This is a genomic window from Rhodococcus sp. 06-462-5 (genome assembly GCF_002258315.1).
Lineage (GTDB): Bacteria > Actinomycetota > Actinomycetes > Mycobacteriales > Mycobacteriaceae > Rhodococcoides.
In genome coordinates, this window is the sequence record NZ_NOYD01000048.1 from 42085 (window position 1) to 57445 (window position 15361).

General features: G+C 60.2%; 11 protein-coding genes. 4 read left to right on the forward strand and 7 right to left on the reverse strand.

The annotated features are described in order from the left end of the window. Positions 1–66: 66 nt before the first annotated feature. Positions 67–681, reverse strand: coding sequence for a uracil-DNA glycosylase (locus CH251_RS21505; RefSeq protein WP_094614985.1), 615 nt, complete (start codon positions 679–681; stop codon positions 67–69). Positions 682–876: 195 nt separating this feature from the next. Here CH251_RS21505 and CH251_RS21510 point away from each other — a divergent pair, with 195 nt between their 5' ends. From CH251_RS21510 to CH251_RS21525, 4 genes are all read left to right on the forward strand, one after another. Beyond that, positions 877–2178, forward strand: a complete 1302-nt coding sequence (locus CH251_RS21510) for a hypothetical protein (protein ID WP_094614986.1) — start codon at positions 877–879, stop codon at positions 2176–2178. Positions 2179–2439: 261 nt separating this feature from the next. After that, on the forward strand, positions 2440–4890 hold the full coding sequence (locus CH251_RS21515) for an AAA family ATPase (protein WP_256979221.1): 2451 nt from the start codon (positions 2440–2442) through the stop codon (positions 4888–4890). Continuing rightward, positions 4887–5243, forward strand: coding sequence for a hypothetical protein (locus tag CH251_RS21520; protein WP_094614988.1), 357 nt, complete (start codon positions 4887–4889; stop codon positions 5241–5243). Before CH251_RS21515 ends, CH251_RS21520 begins: the two co-directional genes overlap by 4 nt. After that, positions 5240–6244: an HNH endonuclease gene (locus tag CH251_RS21525; protein WP_094614989.1), complete on the forward strand. Its 1005-nt coding sequence runs from the start codon at positions 5240–5242 to the stop codon at positions 6242–6244. Before CH251_RS21520 ends, CH251_RS21525 begins: the two co-directional genes overlap by 4 nt. An 11-nt stretch (positions 6245–6255) precedes the next feature. Here the strand turns inward: CH251_RS21525 and CH251_RS28305 are convergent, their stop codons facing one another. The 6 genes from CH251_RS28305 to CH251_RS27605 all read right to left on the reverse strand — a co-directional run bounded on the left by CH251_RS28305 (position 6256) and on the right by CH251_RS27605 (position 15135). Continuing rightward, on the reverse strand, positions 6256–6654 hold the full coding sequence (locus CH251_RS28305; protein WP_094615043.1) for a hypothetical protein: 399 nt from the start codon (positions 6652–6654) through the stop codon (positions 6256–6258). A 1196-nt stretch (positions 6655–7850) separates the two neighbouring features. Beyond that, entirely contained in the window at positions 7851–8678 is an 828-nt protein-coding gene (locus tag CH251_RS21535) for a hypothetical protein (RefSeq protein ID WP_094614990.1), read from the reverse strand. Then, complete coding sequence (locus CH251_RS21540; RefSeq protein WP_094614991.1) at positions 8675–11413, reverse strand: DEAD/DEAH box helicase; 2739 nt, start codon at positions 11411–11413, stop codon at positions 8675–8677. The genes CH251_RS21535 and CH251_RS21540 overlap by 4 nt, the downstream gene beginning before the upstream one ends. After that, on the reverse strand, positions 11401–13443 hold the full coding sequence (locus CH251_RS21545; RefSeq protein ID WP_143537878.1) for a hypothetical protein: 2043 nt from the start codon (positions 13441–13443) through the stop codon (positions 11401–11403). Before CH251_RS21545 ends, CH251_RS21540 begins: the two co-directional genes overlap by 13 nt. After that, positions 13440–14657, reverse strand: coding sequence for a hypothetical protein (locus CH251_RS21550; RefSeq protein WP_094614993.1), 1218 nt, complete (start codon positions 14655–14657; stop codon positions 13440–13442). Before CH251_RS21550 ends, CH251_RS21545 begins: the two co-directional genes overlap by 4 nt. Before the next feature lie 319 nt (positions 14658–14976). Then, positions 14977–15135 carry a hypothetical protein gene (locus CH251_RS27605; protein WP_179273528.1) on the reverse strand — a complete coding sequence of 53 codons (159 nt, stop codon included), beginning with the start codon at positions 15133–15135 and terminating at the stop codon, positions 14977–14979. Positions 15136–15361: the final 226 nt, after the last annotated feature.

Sequence of the window (15361 nt, forward strand, 5' to 3'; positions counted from 1 at the left end):
CCGGTGACCGTTGCCGACAGGCCAGTTCGAACGGTAGATGCATCCGCGGGCGTGATCAGCTGTTGTCTATCGAAGCATCTCCGCGACCTGTGCGATCGCGGACTCGAAGCGCTCACGTCCGCCGCCGGTGTTCAACCCCCGCGCTGAACAATGAGGAATCTTCCCCGGTACGACATAGAGATCCCGGTCGATTCCTGAACGCGCCCAACCGTCACGAGCTGCGGTACCGAGCAGGAGAACGATCTCTATTCGTGGGCACAAGTCGAGGAAAGCCTTAGTCCATTGCACGGATCGAGTTCGCTCGGCAGGGGTGGAACCGCCATTCTTGATGCCTGCGACGGGGAAGGGAACTACATTCCAGTGGACCACGTCGGCATGTGAGACACCCTGGCGGTCATATGCTTCTCGGCAATTGCGAGCCGTTCGGTCGTTGTTGTCCAGGCTCAGCAGGCCCGATCCTGTGCCGCTCTCAGCTTTGGTGGAAGGGTTGTCGAGCAGCACTAACATTCGGGCGTTAATACCACCCTGGTCTGGATCGATGTAGGGGACGTGGCCGTGCGGGATACCGACGGAATCTGCGATGACGTCAGCTAGTGAGTTCAGCGGCCGGACGTGCGGGTCTCTGATACGAGCAATTTTTTCGGCCACCACATTGGGGTCTGCGTTCCGTCCGTTCGCCATGCGGTAAGGATTGCACGCGCTTCCGACACGAGAGCTGTTCTTCGGTGGTGACTCCACACAGCCGACCGGACTAGACGACTAATTCTCGCGTGAATTGCACGAACAGCGTCGAGCTGACCGCCGGCGTCCGGCACATCCAGACGGACCGGTCGGTGTGTTCGGTTATGGTGTGCAACAACGCGAGGAAGGCGACCAATGTTGGAAAGCAAGTCAGAGATTCCGTTCTGGACACTAGCGACGAAAGAAGCCGTGGCACCGCTCGTCACAACAGAGGACTCGATGACGACGGCGCGTCTGAACGAGTTGCGAACAGTGCTGGCCGCATTGGTCGATGCGCCTCTCGCGACACTGGAAGCGCATCCGATGCCGAAGTCCGCCGACCTGTCAGGCGGTGTGCATCTCGAGAGCATGAGTCCGCTCGCGACACACCTCTCCCAGTTGATCAGCCAGACTGCCAAGTCAGGTGGCAGTGGTGTCACGGACACAGGTGGGGAGGTGCTGTATCGCATGGTGGTGCCGGCGAAGGTGGCCGCCCAGTTTGGTAGCGGAGTCGTCAAATCCATGACATCCAAAGCCGCGACAGGCGGAGTTTACGGCGCTCTCGTGGGTTCGTCCGGCATAGCAGCCCAGGCGACGTTTGTTCCTGTTGCAGGTTCGGCTGCTGCTGGTGCTGTAGGCGGGTCGGCCGCTACGGCCGGCGCAGCTGTCGTCGGTGCAAGCGCTCTTACCGTCGCGGCCCCGTTGGTGCTCATGGCGGTAGCAGTCGGGCTCAACGCCCGCGCCGAGCGCAATCGCCAGCAGGCTCTTGACACGATCACGGAGATGCTCGGTGAGTTGAAGGACAACGCACTCACGGGCGAACGATCTGCGCTGAATGCGTGCATCCCGATTATCGACGCCGCCTCGGCGGTTCTTCTCGACGAAGGACGAATCGGGGCCTCACTCGGTCTGGAGACGGCGGTCTTTCACATCAATGTTGGGCTTGCGAATGCTGAAACACGGCTCGCTGCTTGGGAATCGGCTTTCGCGGGCTTCAAGGACGGCCGCGTCGAAATTCCTGAGCTCGAGAAGGCATTCAAAGGAATCGGCGGGCAAGGTGGAGAATTTCGTACTCACCTTGAACTGGCCAAGCTCTCGATCGATTTGAAGCAGCGGGTGACTGTTCTTCAAGCTGTCGAACACGCACAATCGGATCCGTCGAACTTATTCGAGAGTTTCACTCGCGCGCTAAAGCTCCACGACCAACGCGTCATTGCTTTGCAGCATCGTTTGTCGCGGCTTCTGCAGGGGTTGTCGAGTCTTGAAGTCGACCGATCGCATGGTGTACGCGACGTGGTGTTCAAGTCTAGTGCCGTGGATGCACTCCTGAGGACTTCACGCCGAGTACGCGAACTGCAGAACTCGGTCGAGCATCCCGGCGTACAGCCGGATGTCGCCATTGAGATTGCGCGTCGACGAGATGGTTCTATCGTCGTTCTTCCGGCACATTCGGCTTGATCGAACTTGACGAGGTGGCCGTTCCACCAATCCAGGTCTACCTCCACACCGTCTTCGAGGACATGCAGGTCGTAGCTGCGGTGCTGACACCACTGCACACGGGCCGTAGGCGGCGGAAACCCCTCGTCGAGTCGTGACATACCGCCATCGAAGCATCGGGTACCGACACAGTCGGCGGCGTTTCGGATGTCCCTGCGAACTGTCGGTCCCATATGGAACTGTGGGGTCTGATTAGCCATCAGAACGAACAGGGGAGTGCCGGTGACCGTTGCCGACAATGCTGTCGACAGGCCACTCGTCGACGTGGTGATCGATGCCATCGACGCGGATGCCGAGCTGTCCGACGAGGTCAAGTACTTCGTTCTCGCAGCCCTCGAAGGGCCGACAGCACTACAAGAGCTTCTCGACGGCATCTCGACCCCGCACGTTCCGGAGCCGTCGGGGAGTCAGCTCCTCGAAGAGCCGGTCGGTGCATTTTTGACCTCGATCACTGTCGCGGGATTCCGCGGTATCGGGCCCAAAGCAGCGCTGGAGCTACACCCCGCGCCGGGCATCACGATCGTCAGTGGCCGCAACGGATCGGGAAAGTCGAGCTTTGCCGAGGCCCTCGAATTCGCGATCACCGGTTCGAGCTACCGCTGGGAGAACAAGGCCAAGCTGTGGGCCGACACCTGGCGCAATCTGCATCGGGGAGATCCGTGTGAGGTGCGGGTGGGGCTCACGATCGAAGGGTCCGAACCGACGGTTGTCGGTGTCGACTGGACTTCCGATGCCGCCCTGAAGGGATGCTCCACCTGGACTCAGGTGGGAAAGCAGAAGCGCAGTACCGGTACCGATGCACTTGGGTGGAAGTCTGCCGTCGAATTACACCGCCCGATCCTGTCTTACGACGAAATCGGCGGACTGTTCGACGCGACGCCGTCCACCCTGCACGACGCCCTGGCCAAACTCCTCGGACTCGACGAGATCACCGATGCCGAGAAGCGACTGGCAGCGGTACTCAAGGAGATCAAGGGGCCCCGGCAACGAGCAGCGGAGAGCCTGCGCCAGCTCAAGACCTCGTTGTCGGATGCCTCGGACGATCGTGCGAAAACTGCTGCAGCCTTGGTCAGGAAGCGGGTTGCGGATCTCGACGCGGTACTGGCGCTCGCCACTGGAGCCGACGCATCGGCATCGCCCGCGCTCATCGGTTTGAAGCGGCTCGCAGCGCTGAGCGCCCCGACTCAGCAGCGTGTCGATGAGGTGGTGGCGGAGCTTCGGGAAGCTGCGGCCGATACTTCGGAATCCGCTGATGAGGCACTGTCGGTGGTCGAGCAGAGCAACGATCTGCTCGATGCGGCACTGCGACTCCACAGTGAGACGGGCACTATCGAGTGCCCGGTCTGCGCGACGGGGACGCTCGACGATGCGTGGGCCGAGCACTCGCGGGCGCAGCTTGCCGAGCAGAGCCAGAAGCTGGCCGCCTACAAGAACAGCCGCCGCCGACGTGATCACGCGCAACGCGCCGCAGTCGAACTGGGGAACGGAATCGCCGACGCCACCGCAGTGGAGGGCGTCGACCTACCTTCATTATCCGAGTACCGAAAGTCCGTCGCCCTGGCGCGAGAGCAACCGTCGATTTCTTCCGGTGTAGCGGATCATTTGGCTACGACGATCCCCGCGGTTATCGAGTCTGCTGAGGCACTGCGCACCGAGGCAAAGGAAGCGGCCGCTCAGCGTGAGGACACATGGGCACCGATTGCTGGACGTCTGGCCGCGTGGGCCACTCTCGAATCCGCGGCGCGACAGGCGGATGAGGCCGTCAAGAACGTCGACGCGGCCAAGAAGTGGATTGCCTCGCATGCCAAGCAATTGAGGGATCAGCGGCTTGCTCCGATTGCTGAACAGGCACGCGACATTTGGGCCGAGTTGCGCCAGGAAAGCAATGTCGACATCGGTGCTATCAACTTGGTGGGCCACAACACCAGCAGGCGAGTGGTGATGACTGGCACGGTCGACGGCGTGGACTCCGAGGCACTGTCGGTGATGAGTCAGGGCGAGCTGCATGCATTGGCATTAGCACTGTTCATACCGAGAGCGACTACGCCGAACAGTCCGTTCAGATTCATCGTGCTTGACGACCCGATCCAGGCGATGGATCCGGCGAAGATCGACGGCTTCATCAAGGTGCTGTCGACGCTCGCGAAGACCAGGCAGGTCATCGTGTTCTCGCACGATGATCGATTGGCCACTGCGATCAGGCAACTCGCCGTCGATGCGCGGCTAGTCGAAGTGATGCGCGAACCAGGTTCCAACATCAGTGTTTCCGAGACTCAGAATCAAGCGACCCGGTATTTCAACGATGTGCGGGCATTGGTGTTGGACGAGAATGTGCCCGAGGACGTCAAGCGGCGAGTTGCGCCGGGCTTGTTCCGGTTGGCGCTGGAGTCGGCCGCGCAACAGGTGTTCTATGCAAAGCAACACAGGGCGGGGGAGTCTCGGCTAAAGACCGAGGAGCGGTGGTCGGCGGTGCACAAGACTCGTAACAAGATTGCGCTGGCAGTGCACCAGGATTCCGAACGAGACCTATCGCAGTGGCTGGGCTTCCGCACCGAACGCTTCCCGACGCTCCATATCGCGAATGCCGGCACTCACAAAGGTGCAGATCAGCCGATCACATGGGAAGTGGTGAACGATCTGAAGAAGATGGTCGACGGGATTCTCGCCGAATGACCACCGCAACGTCGCCAGCGGTTGCGTTGAGGAACGCGGAACTGCTGCTGGACGGAAGTCACGGCGCTGCAGGTGGTTCCGCGCGTCTGGCCGCGTTCCTCGCTCGTCAGGCGTTGGAGGAGCTGGTGATCCAGCGATGCGTGGCGTTGGGTGTAGATATCGAGCGACCGAGTATGCGATCGCGTTTGGTGATTCTGCGGTCGCTCGACACAGCCGAGAATGCCGACGCTGCTGCGATGGCATGGAACAGATTGAGCAACGCATGCCATCACCATGCATATGAACTGGCACCCACGGTCGCCGAAGTGCGTCACCTCTGCGGTGTCGTTGCGATTCTGTTGGAAGGCGAATGACTACAGATCCAATTAGCTCCGGTGTGGCGGCGTTCATCGACCCGACCGACGACATGCTGAGAGATCAGTGGCTGTCGGTTCTTGCTCGCGAACATGTCCCTGCGGGTACTAATCAGAAGAACTTCGTTCAGTGCGAAGTCGTGCTGTGCTTCTGTGCCTCCCTGGTAATGGACTACAGCAGATACGGAAGCGCGTCGGCCTCCCGCGCGCCGTTCCCGGTGCAGGATCTGGCCCGGGTATTCAAACGTCCACCCACGTCGATCATCGCAAAGATGGCGAATCTGTACGGGACTCGAGCACACGGTGGCAAGCATGACCTCGAGGTGGCCGAGCGGCTGCGAGATCTCGATCTGCTGAGGGGTCTCTACTTGCGCATACTCGATGTTGCTCGGTCCCTCGGCATCGATCAGGTCGAGTTGCCAGATTTTCTTCACCTCGAGGATGGTTTCGCTTTACAGCTGGAGGGTCAGGCTGAACTCGATGTCAGTGTTGTCGAGAGTGAATTCGAACGAAAGCTTGAGCAGCACAAGCGAAAAGGTAGTACAACGGCAGTTTTGACGACGCAGAAGATGTTCACGTTTGCCGTGCGTGTGGGCCAGCATAGGTTCGCCCAATCGGTCCTAGAGAATCACCAAAACTGTTGCGTGTTCTGTGGACTCAGCGGCACCATCGCGGGACGACGTCGGCCGAGAATGATGGTGGCGAGTCATATCAAGCCGTGGCGTGATAGCTCGGATGATGAGCGGCTCGACTTCCGGAATGGACTCACCGCGTGCCCCACGCACGATGTTGCGTTCGACACCGGGCTGATCACCGTTAATCAGGATTTCAGTGTGAGCTACGCGCCTGGAGTTGAGAGCGACGTAAGAGCAACCCCGGCACTTCGGCACGCACTGGGCAAGCCGCCGCTGGGAGAGCGGATCTTCCTAGGCCCAGACTCGGTCGCTCCGGAAATGTCCTATCTGACCTGGCATCGGGAAAAGATCTACGTCGCTGTCTAATACGACAATTGTCAGTCATCATTGGGTAGCAATTCATCAGCGAACCAGTAGCTGCATCCCAGCTCACCGGTCGAGTGGGCACCCTGGTTGTCTCGGAACCACGTCACGCAGGTTTCCGCTGCCAGTCGTCGGTCCCGGGTGAAGAGGTATCCATCGGTGCAATCGTCGAAATGTTCAACCAAGTACCAGGTGTCGAGCTCGACGAAGTTCGTGGAGTAGTCGGCCAATCGGAGGTGACCCAACTCCGTGCGAGACCGACGCACCATGAATACGTCATCGGCCATGACCTGGAGCTGTGCGTTCACGACATCATCGGGATCATATTCGCTGGGAATGTAGTCGCTGGGTCCTAGGTCGATGATCAGCGCGACCGGCTTGTCTGCAAGCGATTCCGTCAGCCACTCGGTCATGTGAGTCCACGAGTCGACCTCCAGGCGTGTTCCTGTGGGGGTGATGAACGCTGCGAGTCGTGCACCAGGTTCGACCAGCGCCAACCAGCCATGAAGAAACTCTCCCTGGCCGAACAGGTTGAGATTCTCTTCGCCATCTCGCCACACTCGATCGGGAACAACCTGCCCGATGTGTAGTTCGTCGTCCTGCGCAATTTCCACCGACCAACCTGAGAAGTCGAACTGAAGGTCGGAGATGACGACGCACCGTTCGTCGTAGGTGGTGAGCGAGAAGTGCCAGCTGGGAGTGATGGACATGGGTGCTGGTTCAGTCGCAGGCAGGGCACCTGCACCGAGGAACGAAATTCGGTAGAAGTCTGCTCGGCTTGCTCGTATCCGAACGATCGAATGCTGTTCGCTGACCATATGTGCCGCTTTGGTCAAGGCGTCTGCTGCATCGACGCACGTTTGGCCGCTGCAGTCGAAATTCAGTTGTGGGAAACCAAGCGAGGACGCGGTCGGAAACGAGGTCTCGTTGGCGACCAAGCTCGAGTCGAAATCGAGTTCCGCGAATGCATTGTGCTGTACTTCGAGTGTAACTACGCAGTCTTCGTTGGTACGTGCGGACAACATGTCGGCGAAGTTTGGGGCAACCCAGTGGACTGTCTGATCGGCGTTGTCCCAGACATCCGTCCGGCAGATTTGTACCCCGAGAACGGGCCAGCGTAGTTCGAGGACGCGGGCGATACGCATTGCCAACGATCCTGCGTGGAACCATCCGGCATGGTCGATTTCGGCAACGACTTGCACCTGCTCTGTGGTGGTCGAACGAGCGTGCAGTTCTTCGGACCACTCCGTCATCTCCCGGAGTAGTTGCAGCGCGGCGTCGTTGAATTCGGCTATGGGAGCGTCGATGTCGATGCATGCGGTGAAGCCCGGGTCGCCGATGGGGATTCCCTGAAGACCGAAAGCCTTTCGCTCGGTGACCGCGTCCGCTTCCTCGACGGTGAGGAACACCCAGTCGTCGGAGTTGATGTGATCGAGCCTTCGCTCGATGTCCGGCACCCAAGTGCGCGACGGTTTGTCGAAGCGCTCACCGTCGGCAGGGTAGTCGGGGTCTAGCGACCGGACGACGGTGACTGCCTCGCCGTGTTCGAACGCTGCACAGTAGCTGTAGGACTCGGGACAGTCATCTGTAGGGTATTTTCCGGTATTCGTCATTGCACGACGTCGCTGAATACGAAATGGCATCGATGGCACAACCATCGCCCGTAGTCGTCCGGTCCGCGGTGTTCTTCGTTGTAGAACTTCCAGGGCGAAGGATCGGCGGGCAAATCCTCGATGTAGTAGCTGCGTATGTACTCGGCGGTTCGGCGGGCCCGGCATCGCGGGCACTGCGGATTCCCCGCAAACCGGAAGTCGAGGTAGTTGATGAAACCCCCTGTACTCATCTTTCCGTAACAGGGAGTGCAGAGTGCCGCTGGCCAATCCGAATAGTGATCGCCGACAAATGAATTGGCTTCGGCGAGGTGAGTGTGAATTCGTCCACGCGCATCGGGTCGATTCAGGTTGATTTGCTTGTCGCAGTGGGTACATCGGCCACCGCTGTCGAGTATCACCCGCGCTGCCTCTGCGGTGGTCGGAGGCTCGATCCCGAAGCCTTGCGAATAGGTCTGCCGCTCGCTGTCGAGGATGCTCAGTAGGTTCTGTGCCTGTTCAAAACCGAGAGGCTTGTGGACGTCAGGCAGGGATAGCCAGTCGGGGACCATCGGAAGCCGCCTCAAGATCCATTTCTGGTCGATTGAGAACGGACTGTCGTCGGTTTTTGGACCGATGATCTCGATGCATCCGAACACTTGAGGTTGCGTGTCTAGCACAGAGATCAATACATCGCCTTTTTGGCGGTCGTCGTCGTACTGCCATGGTGCGTAACCACAACCGGGTTCCATCAACGAGATGACGGCGTCTTTCCACGGCCGTCCGAACGCGACGGAAACCTGCTGGCCGGGGCGAAGCCGAATCGGTTCGGGAGGAGGGAACATCATTGGACTGATAGGTCCATCGTCAGCTCGTCCGCCAGTCCTTCGGGCAGCGGCACACGGTTGGCTCGTACGTCGGATTCGGCGTCGCCGCTGGTCCGAGTATCACCCATGACGACGCCGAACCACCGGTCGCGATCTTTGACGACCTTGTACATCCGTTCATCGTGCGTTCCACCAAGATACGGCTCGTACACGATGACGGGCTCGCCAGAAAGTAGCGCCGCTGAACCGAGACGATCGAGACGCCCGGTCCTCTGTTCCAATGTGGCAGGGTTCCAATCCAGATCGTGGTGGATGACATGTCGACACGCGGTGTGCAGGTCGACGCCCTCGGACATCACCGAGCTCGCGACCAAGACATCCGGAAAGAACGGGGAGTTGAAGCTCGCCATCAACCGTTGCCGAGTCTCCTGGCCGACTTCACCGTTGGCCAGCCTGACGTTGGGAGCGACGGTGGTGTGTAGAGGGGAGTGCTCAGCGGGGTCGATATCGTCGGTAGCGGTGTCGTCGACTGTGATGTCGCCGGTCCTGGTGCTCTGCAGGATCCCTAGTATCCGCTCGCGGTCTTCCGGTGTCCGCTTGGACAGGAAGCCAGCGAATGATTCGATTTGTCGACGTAGCGAGATGCCACCGGCTGGTGCAGTCTCGACACCTCGTAGAACGTCCTCGACAGTCATTGCGGGGGACAGGGGAGTAAATCGCACCAGGAAAGAATCGGTACGAAGGAACCGCACCACCACGTCCGCTAGGCCGTTGGCGGATTCGCCATCCAATGCACCAGACCAGCTGAGTGCAGCGTCCCGTATGCGCGTGTAACCGGCGGCGTCGCTCCTCAGCAGTCGGTTGCTGAGGCGGGCGAGCGCTGCACTCACCGCTTCCGGATCAGTGTCAGGCAACTCGAGCGCCGTAGCCGCCCGCTCTGTGGTTCGTTGTTGCAGAGCACGTGCGATGTGTAGTCGCAGTGCGCGGCCGGTTTCGCGGTAGAAGCAGAAAATGAGCACTTTGTGTCCGTTGTCCCACAGCCGAAGAGTTCGCTCGACCGTGGCAGCGATTTTCGGATGCAATGCGAGAGCTGAGGGTTCATCAGGGAGCTGCTGCTCGATACGGTCCAGGTACCACTGGACGGGTCCTGCTGCGGGGGCAGCCGGCTGGGGATGGTCGCTGTCCTCGACGTCGTCGAGGCTTGCGCTCCCGTCGGAACGTGTTCGTCGGTATGCCTCGAACGACGACGCGATCCCGTAGGAGAACAAGGAGCGCGTCGATCCGGTGGAGTCGCCGGATAGGCGAGCGACTGCATCTGCGCGGCCGGCCAGTAGGAAGGGCAGCATGGCGGTGCCCTCGATGGGTAGTCCGCCTTCTCCTGCCGACGAGTCCAGAATGGCGGCGCCTGCGCGATAACGTCGACGCTCCAGGTCATTCGGTTTGAGGTGACGGATCACCCACGGCCGCAGGGCAATTCCAGCTATCGTATTCGCCTGCTGCGCTTCGATACCTGACGCGATTGCCGCACGACCGGCGCTGGTCAGCGTCGCATGATCAGCCGCCGAGAAGTTGGACAGAGAACCGAGCTCGGCGTCCGCAGCCGGGTCTATGGCGGACCACCTTCGCTCGAAACGCAGCGCTGCCGCCCGGGCAGTGTCCAATGACTTGCCCAGGTTGCCGATGGAGTCGTCGAAAGCTGCACGATCGTCTGGCTTCGCCCAGCGGACCCCGTTGAAACGGCCCAGAACACTCAACAGTTCGTGATGCCCGAGCTGGAACGGCGTCGCAGTCATGAACAGCATTCGCTCGAACATGCCGCCAAGCGGGCCGCGGAGCGCGTCGGCATCACTGGCCGCATCTTCGTTTGCGAACAGCCCTGACATCTTGTTGTCGTTCTTGACGTGATGCGCTTCGTCGAGAACGAGCAGGGGCAGGGTGACATCGAGCCGACGCAATCCCTGGGCCCAGGCTCCACGCATGGCGGTGGTCAACTCGCGTCGAGCCGCCGACAAACGCTCCTCGAATCGCGCAGATTGATTGATCGGCAGCAGCGTCAACGCTTCTCGAAGTGGTTGCAGAATGCTGGTGTCGATTGCATCGACGAAAGCCGCAGGAACTGGATCGTCGTCGAGCGGCATCGAGTCCGAATGCTTGTTCCACAGTTCCAGCCACCGGCGTTCGGGGGCCTTCAGTAGACGTTCGACAAGCTCAGTGTCCCTGAAGCGCCTGTCACCGAGAAGAAAGTAAGCATTCTTTGCGGTGGCGGGTCGACGATTCTCTAGTTCCTTGCGTCGACGCACGGCGCGGGCGAGCAAAGCCAACCGTACGAACGGGTCGCTGGTGGTCCGGGTCAGCGCTCCGTGTGTCAGGAAGATGATGTGCTTGCGGCGTTCCGGAGGGTCGTCGAGAAGTTTGAGGAACTCGATTCCGTGCCGAATCGCTCCCGACACTCGGATGTCCGAGGCATCGCCCACGCATTTTTGTGCGAAGACATTCCACTCCCGCGGCCATTTGTCGGCCACCGACGACGGAACCATGACCACCACAGGCCGCTCATGACCTGTCTCGCGCACCACCGAGGCGGCAACCGCGAGCGCCACAAAAGTTTTGCCCATGCCTACTTCATCGGCAAGCACCAACCCCGGCTGATCGGCGAACCGGCGAAGGATTTCCTTGGCAGTCTTCTGCTGACGAGTGGAGTCCACAAGAGGAAGGTTGTCGTTGGCGAGATCGATGTCAGAACTTAGATTCCACATGACTTCCGGGCCTCCTCGAACGCATCGGCAACGTAGAGGAGCATGTCACTTTCGACACTTTCGACTGCCAAAGTTTCCTGAAGCGAGCTGATTTCGGTCAGTGCTTCGGTCACCACCGCGCTGGCATCCTCATAATCGACGGCCCCGAAAGCAGTGCGCCAGTCGACAGATCCCAGAGTGAGTGCGATCTCGGCGAGCAGGAAGTGGGTTTCGCTGACCGATCCCGGTGGCGTGCCAACTCGCTTTTCGGACGAGGTGGACAGTTGATCCACAGTAAGAAGTCTGCTGATTTCGACCGGGCCAATGACACCGAAAAGCCTGCTGCGCAGCACTTCTATCGAGGTGACCCGACGGCTCAGACGCTCACGCATTGCCCAGAGCGCTGCCGATCGCGCTCGTGTCCTCTGCAGCAGCAAGCCGGTCGCGTCGTGTCTCTTGAGCGCATCGCTGCTGTCCACACCCATGATTCGGCGTGCCTCCTCCTGACGTAGGCGGCGTTCCACTTCCACGGGTATCGGCCGAGTACTGCCGAGTGCATCGAGAAGTAGATCAGCCGGCAGATCCGCGAGATCGGCTGGGATGGGCAGCATGCTTGTGTCGTCGACGTTGCTGACCCATTGCGCCGAACGATGACCCTTCTTGTCGATCCACGTCACTTCGACGAACGACGGCACGGACGACCTATCGATGTCGAGGGCGACGTGGGGTGGCTGTGCAAGGGACCGCCAGTTTTGATGGTCGAAAGTGTGACTGCCAGCAGGTACGGTAATCGTCCAGGCGTCTGGCTCACCACGAGCAACCTCGAACCACAGCAGGATTCGCGCTGTTGTGGCTGTGAGTTCCAACGCGCACCAGGAGAAAAAGAGTGGCACGGACGGAAGTTCGATCTCGTCTTCATCGTCGATGACTGTTTCTACGGCTGTGAGATCAACGGACAGCCTGCTTTTGACCAAATCTTGGAGTGCGCGACCGGTGGGCGATTTTCGTGGAGCGCCGATCCACACATTCAACTCGCGGTGGCCGTGAGCGGGCTTCAATCCCCAACCCGCCGCCGTTGCGTTGGACGACCCGATGAGTCCAGCAACCCACTCGTCGTTCTCGAGCAGTAAAGTCTTAGCGTGCAATGCACGAGGTTCTTTGTCGAACGGTTCGAGTTCGCGCACCCGATCCACTTGGGAAGCGAGCTCTTCCGGTGCCATGAATGCTCCAGCTCGATCTTTGCCGACTACCGCAGTGACTTTGCGACTGGAACTTGGCTGCCCCGTCAGCAATGCGCGGACAGCGGATACCGCCGTATCACTGGTGGCAGCATCCCAGAAGGGTGACAGGATCGACGCTCGTAGTGGCTTCCTGGTCGTCCGCCAGACGGATTGATATACGGCGAGCGGAGATCGGCCGGGGGCGGACGGAGCCACCGCAAAGTGGACCGCGGGACCGTTCGATGTGGTGGGGGCGTGCTCGTCGATGCGTGCTGTCACCCGGTCCAAAGTGTCGAGGGCACGGCGTATGGCCGATTCGGCCGCCGCAGGTAGCAATCTGAGGTAGCTGCGCAACTCCTCCACGATTCCCAGCAAGACGGCCTGTGGCACCTGACATCCTTCGCTGATATCGAATGCCACTGCGGTTTCGATCTTGTGGCGGTAGCCCGCCGGTGTCAGATTGGCCGACCCGACGACGATACGGGCGTGCCTCTCCCACAGCAGGACAGCAACTTTGGAGTGAAGCAGTCCAGTGCTGACCGCCACCGGGATGAGGTCCCACCTCAGATTGCGGTGATCTGTTCGGGTTCCGCGATCGACAAGCACCGAAACAGCCGTTGTTTCACTGAGACGAAGCTCTTCTTCCAGCGTGGCCGCAATAGTGCTGATCTTATCGCCCTCACCTGTGACGGCAGATAGAGCGAGGAATCTGCTGAGACAGTCATTGGTGAAGAACTCTGGCTCGAACGTATAGGTCGTTGCCAGACACGCAACTGCGGAACCGCTACCGGCGGGCGCTGACCAGTGATCGAGTAACTTCGACGTGCTCACAGACCACTGTCTCTCAAGAATCGGCGGAGGGCGTTGACCCGGATGGGATGAATGAATGGCCCGTCGATCGTGGGGCGCACGGTCACCCCGTATCCGGGGCGCACGAGCCAACCGTCCTGATACGGCTCGAACCACGAGCGCTTCCCGAGCGGCGGTTTGGATTTTTGAATTGTTTCGTGATGACTCCGGACGACTTCGGCGAGTGCCGCAGGCGTGTGAGTCTCGGCGAAGTCCGCGAATCGTACGTCGAATTTGAAGGTTGGTTCCAGCGGCGCGAGGGCTCGAACAGCTCGTCGATGCATCGCAGGGAGGGTGTTGGCGGCGTCGACGAAAGTCTGATCACTGGAGAGCGAATCGAATTTTAAAGGTGTCGGCTGGATCGCATTCGAGAGGTAGCACAGGGTTCGGAAGCACGCATCCAAGGTGCGGGCGAACGCTTCATAGGCGACAACTGCGTCGAGTACCTCCCGAAGGCGGGGAGATGCACTACCGATGAGGTCGGCGACTACGTCGCTTTCAGAGAGATTCCCAACGTCCAAGGTGGGGATCAGGAGCAGGGCAAGCTCTGACCGCAACTCGGGGCCGCCCTCGAAAGCTGTTCTGAGTACTTGACGCTCAAGTTTTCCGGCACCGTCGGGGTCTAAGTTTTGGGCAAGTTTGTGCACTGCACGGCCGGTAGGGGCCACATCGCAGCGTCCCTTGTCCAAAGTTCGACGAAGTGCGAGCCGCAGGTCGTCTCGTAGCTGTCCACCGTCAGTGCCCGGTGTGCCGTCGATGAACCCGGTCAAGCTGGACTCCTGCTCCCAGGCGCGCACGAGTTCACCCTGCCGTTCGCCCGCACCGAAGTTTGGCGTCACTATTCCTAGCGCAATCGCCAAGGGCTTGTAGACACCGTGAAATCCGAAGACCGCGGGCCCTTTCAGGTAAGAGTTCGCGGACAGCCTGTCCCGGCGACCGATGACCGCCCGAGCCTTCAGTAGGCCTGGAACACCTCGCAACGACGTGTTCGACGACCGCGCGAACGCCTCCAAAATGATCCACTCGAAGGCGATTTGAGGTGTGGTTACGCCATCTTTCGAGCTCTCGGCGTCAACGCTGTCGCAGATGACGCCGCCCACAGCGATGGCGGTGAGTAAGCGGAACCGCGCCATTCTGGCTCGCAGATCGGGGACGAGTTGGTTCGAGAGCTGTTCCGAGATGGTGCCGACGCCCATCGGGTCGAGGCTTCCCTCACCGGCTACCGGCGGATCGAACTCAGAGAGGTGCGGGAGCGTGAACCCGGCGAGGGGTGAGGTCACTGAAACCGCTCATTGCGGGATGCATCTAGAACAAGGGCCACGAGTCGGTTCTACCAGCTAACGATGCTTCCGCGCAGGATTCCGCCCAACGCAGTCGAGCGATGCCGGCCTAACTGCTTGGACGAGCGTGACCGGCGACGCGGGCAGTAGAACCTCAAAACAGATGGCCACCCCCGTCCCACTGGGGACACGCCAGTCTGGACTCGGACGGTGAGGAGGTCCTGCCCGAGGCTCACTACGGGACACCGGATGAGTTCGATGGGATTCTGCGGTTCACAGCGGTCATCGATGCGCGATAGACCTCGGTCTTGATGAGGCGGTACGGCATCGACGGTGCGAAGCCTCGCACGTTGTCGCAGGTGGCGGCGGAGATGAACCTCAGGCTCTTAGTCATCGCGAGCCTTGCGAAGTGGGGTGAAGTCGTCGGAGCAGGAGGCGGGGAGGTCAACTGATCAGCTCAACGGGTGAGACGGGACGCAGATTAGGCGAAGCGCCCAACACGTAATGGTTTGCAGTCGCCGACCGACAACACGGTATGTAGTTCGTCAGCGTAGTCAGATTGTCGACTTTGTCTCTTTCATGTCGCGTGTCTGGCACAGTTTGGCTCAACAACGAGGAGG